This window comes from Phormidium pseudopriestleyi FRX01, from assembly GCF_017313335.1.
In the GTDB taxonomy this organism is placed as follows: Bacteria; Cyanobacteriota; Cyanobacteriia; order Cyanobacteriales; family Laspinemataceae; genus Laspinema; species Laspinema pseudopriestleyi.
Map to the genome: position 1 here is coordinate 1 of NZ_JAFLQW010000511.1, position 7123 is coordinate 7123.

Sequence of the window (7123 nt, forward strand, 5' to 3'; positions counted from 1 at the left end):
AAACCATTGGTGCAATCCAACCCAAAAATCATCACTGCGAGGGGTTGCTTCTGATCCAGAGCGTCCACCAAGGTGCTGTAAAGGGTGCTGACCGTTTTGGGGAGCACCATAGAATGTACGGAACGTCCTTCCTCTGAAATTTCTGGACAGAGGGATTCGAGACGTTGGAGCATACTCCGCTGCAATGTCACATAATTGCACCGGACTAAAATTAAGGAAAAATTTCCTTCGGACAGGGCGATCGCTCTGACCAACGTCTGTAAGGATCGCTCATTATAGACGGAACAGTCTATGGGTTGGTCAAGGTCAGTCATAACTTTCGTAGTGGTGCGCTATTCAAAAGCCAAATCAATACCATAGTGACCACCCCAAACTATCATTTGCCTATTTTTGCTATTCCCTGATTCATCGGTTTGGGTTGGGTTATTAATCTCCTCTTTACCTACTTTTTGTCCTGAAACAGTAATGCTCGTCGCCGATCCCCTGATTTTATCTGGGGCAACTTTGCCTCAAAGCTCCGGTTCTTATTGTACAGATAAAAGACCCTTTCTTTTTTGGGAATTTAGGATTGTTACAGATCACCTCCTCACCTAGATTCCACGACAGGCGATCGGGCATGAACAGACCGGGAATTTTCTCGGTTTGGATAATAATCTTCCCATTTTGGCCAGGAGAAATGCTAGGGCGAAATAACTTAATCCTAATTTTGGTTTTTAATGGTCATTCCGTTCCGATTGGTCGGCTATTTCTATGATATAGTTCCTCTAAATCATTTAGAGCAAGAGGGGAGGGAGTAACCCCTTGGGGGGATAGACCCTACAGCAATGAGCGAACAGGGTTAGATTCGCTCTATCAGTTTTGTTCCAGATAAAAATCACGATCGCTTCTATTATTGGAACTACCCTTTAGCTCCGTTTCCGTCCTAGGAAGGGTGAATGGAGTTGGCGCTTTCCGGGGGATGAGTCTCCGTTTTAACAGGATTCGGGTCTTCATCATAAACGTTTCTTGGCTTCTGTCAAATTCAAAAATTCGACTAAAACCCCAGGCAGAAAAAATCCCAGGAAAATATCAGAAACCGATTCTCATTAGGTGGGATACCAGCCCAGACAATCAAATAGAGCGCTCAACAAAGAAGAAGAAAATTGGCGGGTGTTTATCCAGCTTTTTAAATTCAGTTTCAAGATGGGAGAGAGAGTGAAAAATTCACTCCTCTCTTGACAAATATCGTTCCATCTGTATTGAACGGGGAATCAATGAATTCCTTGCGGACCGGGCATTTTTCCTGACGATCTTTAGCTAAATTTTTGATAAAATTCGCAACATTTTATCGGCCTAAAGCGATCGGGCAACTCGGGGTGGTAGAATAGTGGAGCGATCGCCTGCATTTGCGGAAATTTTTTCAATCGCCCGGTGAGACTTCCACCTAAGCCATCACAGTGTTCAGCTCAAGACAAAAAAGAGTAGAACAAAGGGAGAGAACCCAGATTTAGGCTGGATATTCTGACATCCATTCCTTAAATTTAGGGGCTTCGGCTAAAGCGGGATTAATCCAATACCATCGTCCATCGCGATCGCGATACTCAAACAGAAACATACTTCTCAACAACAGTTGATAATCCTCATCCCCTTGGACGTGCTTCTGTTCCAACGCTTGAAATAACAACTCCCACTCCTCATCAGTAATCGCCGCAATCAAATCATCCCGATATTCTTTAATCACATTTTCCAGACAGTGGCGGGAAAACGGAGGGTCTTGTAACTGAAGACAGCTATAAAGCAGTCCCAGTAAATTCCGCACATGACCCCCACTCACGCTGCACAAGCGATTTAAGGTTTCTGAACAGTCAAAGACTGAGGCAATCAGATCTTCTCGTTCCGATGCTGGAATGTGGGGAAATGCCCGGGCGAGGACCATATTTCTGAGTAACTTCATCCCCTCAGCATAGACACTCCCATCCCGTTCCCGTACCGGAACCATCGGTAAAACCTTCGGTTTCACCCCAAATCGAGAACTCAAGCGGCCCAAGTCATTGGAAAAAATTAAAGACAAGGGAATGGTATAAACCACATGACAATTCAGCTTCCGTAATTGCTCACCGCGATCGACAAATAGATATTCTGGTTGCGTGCGTCCCGAAGGTTTTCTGACGCTATCCACCCGGTCTAAATTATCCACGATCGCCACCAATCCTTTTTTACCCCGCTGATTGAGAATCTCCGTCGCGGGATGCAGCAATTCACTATTAATTGCTTCCAAAATATTATTAGTGCGGGGCTCTAAATATTGTCGCAACTGTTGCCGTAATCGGGGGCTATGTCGAGCTTTCGCCGTAATTGAACCAATCCCCCCAGGCAAAGAAAAGCCTAGTTCTCCCTCACTGCTGGCACTAAAGGTTCCAACCCCGGGAAGCGAGGCTTCCCCACTGAGTTCTATGGGAGTTTGCAACAGATCCGCCGCGCCCTTGATTAAATCCCGGAACCCCCGTTTAGGTTCAACGCAGAGGTTAATCTTCTCTAAACTTTCTGAAACTTGACGGGCAATACTCAAGAGAATTTCCGTGATATCTACATCAGCCATATCCAAATCATGAGAAGACTCGAAATAGACAACGTGGTATCCTTCCGCTTCTAAGTCTTTTTTTAGTCGGAATAATTCAGTGGATTTTCCACAGCCAATATGTCCAGTAAATAGCTGGCAGGTAGGGTCATTTCCGGATAGTAAACTAATCGTTCTACCCAGTTCTCGGATAATATTACCACCTCGAACCGAAGAGAAATCAATATAGTATTCTCGGTCCTCCTCATTCGCCATATCCAAGACTTTACTGGGATTACAAGCTTTATAAAATCTCGGTAAATCTAGTTTCATGTTAATTAACTCTCCCCAACTACTGATCCCTGCTTCAGATATTTCCCTAGTATAGGTTCTCGTTCCGTAACAATTTTCATGACTTAGGGTTACTTATGATGATTAACCGAGGATTGCCCGAGTGATCTTTACTTACCATCCACCGACTCAGGATCGAAAGGATGGGGGAAAAGCGGATTAATAATTGAGTGTTCAATACCCCCATAGCCCGCAGAATTTTTGCAGGATTGCAGCCCTTTTGTTTAGGGGCGACCTTAGATAACAGGGCGATCGCCCTGTTGTCTTTAAGAAGGTAGGAGTCTATCACCCCCTGTCAAGGGTCCCAACTTGAGGAGGCCGGAAGTTGCATCCTAGAGAATCGCCCCTATAACAGAGGACTTACAGGAGTGATTCGGATGAAACCTGATTCCTGGGGGCAGTCTATGAATTGTCCCTACTCTGTAATAGAAGTGAGGGGTCACTCTAGCAACTCCTACTCCCTCAGAAAAAGCGGGGGAGTGAAGTTTGCGACTTGGAATCCGAATTGAATCTCAGCAGAGGAGGTCAGTGGGGGATAGTACAGACGAGAAGTCGCCTAACCTCAATTAAAAACCCGAATCGGGAGGTTAAAATAAGTGAAGAAAAACAGGGTTGAGCAGCCCTCACCATACCGAAACCTGCTAATTTTAGAGTCCTAGGGGGAATCTGAAGTCTGGATTGCATCACAAACCTATTCCCCAGTGGGTTAACTGTATGGGAATTGTGAAGGTTTTTAGTGCAAGATTTCAAGGTTATTTCTTGACAAAAGGTAAAGTTTGGGTGTATTTAGTTGTGTCCCAGTTAGCTTAAACGGTGAGGATGGATACCATCGGAACGGTCTCTCAGTCCGAGTTAGTGCGTCGCCGTCGTCAACTGAGGCGATCGCGGCGTCAGAAAGTTTTCCAAGCCTGTTGGCAACTGTTAGCGGTCAGTTCCTTGGCCGGATTTTTATTGTGGACGACCACCTCACCGGCTTTAGTAATTGACACCCCCGAACAAGTCGAAATCGACGGGAATGAATTTCTCTCCGATCAGGCGATTCGGTCCCTGTTGCCGCTTTCGTATCCCCAATCCATGCTGCAAGTTCGACCGCAAGAACTCGCCCGAGAGTTGGAATCCCAAGGTCCGATCGCCAAAGCAAGCGTTTCCCGAGAACTTTTTCCCCCGGGACTGAAGGTAACAGTCCAGGAACGCTATCCGGTGGCAATTGCCAGTGAGGGAAATGCGATCGCCCCTGGGGTCCCCACCGATACTCCCCCCGGACTCAACTCCAATCCGGCAGTAGGGTCCCCCGGAATGCCCTCAGTGGGTTTGCTCGATGAACGGGGAATGTGGATGCCCTTGGAAAGCTACACCGACCTAGATCCCACCGTTCAACTGCCCCAACTCCGGGCGATCGGCCCCCTGGAGCAATACCGTTCCTCTTGGGAGACTGTCTATCAATCCATTCGTCGCAGCCCCATCAAAATTTATGAAATCAATTGGCAGGACCCGGCAAATTTAATTTTAAAAACCGAACTAGGAGTGGTTCATTGTGGTCCTTACAGCCCTCGATTTGGGGAACAAGTGACCCGTTTGGGCCAGATGGGAGATTTACCAAACCAGATTGATTTAGCCCAAATTGCTTATATTGATCTGACCAATCCCGATCGCCCCTCCCTTCAACGGATCGGTGTAACTGCACCTCAAACCGTCCCAACCCCTTAAATTCATTGGAAAAACCGCAACTCAAAGCCATGACAAGTCGGGGAAAAGTTTGGGTTCACAATCGGGTCAGTATGATTACCCTTGACAGATTGTCAAAACTAATCAGTGCTAAAGTTGGTAATCTTGGGCAACATAGCCTATAGTTGACCTTGATCTGCCCAAAGTTCAGAAATTGTATCTCTACCGTTCCCAATACCAATGACACTTAATAGTAAACTAGGGGTTGGAAATGAAAGCCCTCATTCTGAAGAACCGACAGGTTTTCCCGTGGCAGTGAACAACTCCAATCCTTTTAACAACACAGGGTTAATATTGGGTCAAAATCGCGATAACCCGCTCCCCGGGGAAGACACCAGGAGTAACGATATTGTGCCGAGTAGCATAGCCAAAATTAAAGTCATTGGCGTAGGCGGCGGTGGATGCAATGCTGTCAACCGCATGATTGCAAGTGAAGTCTCGGGAGTAGAATTTTGGGCGGTGAATACCGATGCCCAAGCTCTAGTCCAATCCACGGCAACCAAACGTCTACAAGTCGGACAAAAACTGACCAGAGGTCTCGGCGCAGGTGGCAATCCCGCCATCGGTCAAAAAGCCGCAGAGGAGTCTCGCGATGAGATTGCTCAGGCCTTAGAACATTCTGACCTCGTTTTCATTACCGCAGGGATGGGGGGTGGAACTGGCACCGGGGCCGCCCCAATCGTCGCTGAAGCCGCCAAGGAAGTCGGGGCCCTAACTGTGGGGGTTGTCACCCGTCCGTTTCTGTTCGAGGGCCGTCGGCGCACGAACCAAGCGGAAGAAGGGATTGCAGCCCTCCAAAGTCGGGTCGATACCCTAATCATCATCCCGAACGATAAATTGCTCTCTGTCATTTCAGAACAAACCCCAGTCCAAGAAGCCTTTCGAGTGGCTGATGATATCCTCCGCCAAGGGGTTCAGGGGATTTCAGATATTATTACAATTCCGGGTCTGGTGAATGTGGACTTTGCCGACGTGCGAGCGGTTATGGCTGATGCTGGGTCTGCGTTAATGGGAATTGGTGTGGGGTCGGGCAAGTCCCGGGCCAGAGAAGCGGCCCTGAGTGCCATTTCTTCTCCCTTACTCGAATCCTCAATTGAAGGGGCCAGGGGTGTGGTCTTGAATATTACCGGCGGCACTGATTTGACTTTGCATGAGGTCAATGCAGCAGCAGAAACGGTGTACGAAGTGGTTGATCCCAATGCCAATATTATTTTTGGTGCGGTGATTGACGAACGCCTCCAAGGGGAAATTCGCATTACTGTGATTGCAACGGGCTTTTCCTCAGAACCCCCCCAGCAGGGGACCCAGGCAGTAAGGGTGGCTCCACAACCGCAACGGTTCATTCCGAAATCTCCAGTCGCGTCACCGCCGCCGCCGCCGCCGACTCCAGACCCTTCCCGAGGGAAACCACCGGGACTGGATATTCCCGATTTCCTGCAAAAGCGTCGCCCTCCGCGATAACCACTCAAAATAAATCAGTTGGGATTAATCACTGCTGACCCTACTTCCTGGGTGAGCAGTTGATTCTTTTTGGTAATTTTAACGGTAAAAGGCGGAAAAATGTCTGATATGCAAGCAATTTCCCAGTCGCCGGTTGTACCTGTGGCCTTGACGATCGCCGGTTCCGATAGTGGTGGGGGGGCCGGGATTCAAGCGGATTTGAAAACTTTTGCCTTTCATGGGGTGCATGGGACCAGCGCCCTCACCTGCATTACGGCTCAAAGTACGATGGGGGTAACCCGGGTGGATGGATTGCCGGTGGAGGCGATCGCCGCTCAAATTGATGCGGTGGTTCAGGATATGAGAGTGCAAGCGGTCAAAACAGGAATGCTCCTCAATCGGGAGATTATTGCAGCGGTGGTGGAACGAGTGGAGTCCCTGCATCTAAAGAATTTAGTGGTAGATCCGGTGATGGTGTCTCGGACTGGTGCACAACTGATTGATGATGAAGCGGTGACCTTGTTGCGGGATGTCTTGGTGCCTTTGGGGGCGATCGTCACCCCCAATCGTTACGAGGCCCAAATTCTGAGCGGATTACCAATTAATACTTTAGATGATATGCGCGCTGCTGCTCAGAGAATCCATAAATGTGGAGTTTCTGGCGTCTTAGTCAAAGGAGGCGGCATGGCGGGAGATTTGCGCGGGGTGGATGTCTGGTTTGATGGCGACTGCCTAGAAACCTTGAAAACGGTGACGGTAGAGACTCGAAATACTCATGGCACTGGATGCACTTTGTCAGCGGCGATCGCCGCCAATTTAGCATTAGGTCAAGACTCCCTAACAGCGGTCAAAAATGCTAAGAACTATGTCACCGAAGCCCTACAATTTGCCTTAGAGATTGGTCAAGGTCCCGGTCCAGTCTGTCACTTTTTCCCCTTATTTAAAGGAGGGAGATTAAGTTAGGGGGAGATAAGTTAGGCGGGGAAAAGATGGATCAGATTAGGCAAAATCCGCACGCCACGCCTGAACCGCAAGACGCGCTAGAGACTGCTGCCGATTGGCGATCGCATC

General features: G+C 48.4%; 4 protein-coding genes and 1 pseudogene. 3 read left to right on the forward strand and 2 right to left on the reverse strand.

Annotated features, from left to right (window positions below; genetic code table 11):
- Window positions 1-314 (reverse strand): annotated as a pseudogene (locus tag J0895_RS19355) (hypothetical protein); the annotation flags it as partial.
- Window positions 315-1486: 1172 nt separating this feature from the next.
- Window positions 1487-2869, reverse strand: a complete 1383-nt coding sequence (locus J0895_RS19360) for an ATP-binding protein (protein WP_207089641.1) — start codon at window positions 2867-2869, stop codon at window positions 1487-1489.
- 837 nt (window positions 2870-3706) lie between these two features.
- Between J0895_RS19360 and J0895_RS19365 the strand changes: the two genes are divergently transcribed.
- From J0895_RS19365 to thiD, 3 genes are all read left to right on the forward strand, one after another.
- Window positions 3707-4594, forward strand: a complete 888-nt coding sequence (locus J0895_RS19365; protein ID WP_207089642.1) for a cell division protein FtsQ/DivIB — start codon at window positions 3707-3709, stop codon at window positions 4592-4594.
- 198 nt (window positions 4595-4792) lie between these two features.
- Entirely contained in the window at window positions 4793-6073 is a 1281-nt protein-coding gene (ftsZ, locus tag J0895_RS19370) for a cell division protein FtsZ (RefSeq protein ID WP_207089643.1), read from the forward strand.
- A 99-nt stretch (window positions 6074-6172) separates the two neighbouring features.
- Window positions 6173-7015, forward strand: a complete 843-nt coding sequence (gene thiD / locus J0895_RS19375) for a bifunctional hydroxymethylpyrimidine kinase/phosphomethylpyrimidine kinase (RefSeq protein ID WP_207089644.1) — start codon at window positions 6173-6175, stop codon at window positions 7013-7015.
- The last annotated feature ends 108 nt before the right edge of the window (window positions 7016-7123 follow it).

Bases quoted from the DNA above. Each gene is read 5' to 3' on its own strand.
- J0895_RS19360 (WP_207089641.1), bottom strand. From the start codon at position 2,869: ATGAAACTAGATTTACCGAGATTTTATAAAGCTTGTAATCCCAGTAAA.
- J0895_RS19365 (WP_207089642.1), top strand. From the start codon at position 3,707: ATGGATACCATCGGAACGGTCTCTCAGTCCGAGTTAGTGCGTCGCCGT.
- ftsZ (WP_207089643.1), top strand. From the start codon at position 4,793: ATGACACTTAATAGTAAACTAGGGGTTGGAAATGAAAGCCCTCATTCT.
- thiD (WP_207089644.1), top strand. From the start codon at position 6,173: ATGTCTGATATGCAAGCAATTTCCCAGTCGCCGGTTGTACCTGTGGCC.